Origin of the sequence: Streptosporangium heterodermiicola (genome assembly GCF_051390675.1) — a bacterium.
Taxonomy (GTDB): domain Bacteria; phylum Actinomycetota; class Actinomycetes; order Streptosporangiales; family Streptosporangiaceae; genus Streptosporangium.
The window spans coordinates 1-534 of record NZ_JBPJSR010000105.1; the positions used below are offsets into that span (position 1 = coordinate 1).

The 534-nt window shown below is 66.7% G+C and carries 1 protein-coding gene; it reads left to right on the forward strand.

The genetic code is table 11. The features are described from left to right. Nucleotides 1–534, forward strand: a 534-nt coding sequence (locus ACSC1Q_RS43085) for an acyltransferase domain-containing protein (protein ID WP_436764526.1), incomplete at both ends; no start/stop codon positions are given.

Consider the following 534-nt stretch of genomic DNA (forward strand, 5'->3'; position numbering starts at 1 on the left):
ACGAGGTCGACGCTCACTTCGACGGGTCACTGAAGGAGGTGGTGTTCACCTCCTCGGACGGGGAGCTGGATCGGACGAAGAACGCCCAGATCGCGCTGTTCGCGGTTGAAGTGGCGCTGTTCCAGTTGCTGGAGTCCTGGGGGGTGCGACCGGATCTCCTGCTGGGGCATTCGATCGGGGAGCTGGCGGCCGCCCATGTGGCCGGGGTGATGTCGCTGGAGGACGCGGCCGGTCTGGTGGTGGCGCGGGGCCGGTTGATGCAGGCACTTCCTGCGGGCGGGGCGATGGTGGCGTTGCAGGCCAGCGAGGCAGAAGTGCTGCCACTTCTGCCCGGCACCGTTTCGGTGGCGGCGGTCAACGGCCCGAACGCCGTCGTCATCTCCGGCGACGAGAGCGCGGTGACGGAAATATCGGCTCATTTCACAGCCCTGGGGCGTAAGACCCATCGCCTGCGGGTCAGCCACGCCTTCCACTCACCCCTGATGGAACCCATGCTGCAGGACTTCCGCCGGATCGCCGAAACCATCACCTACC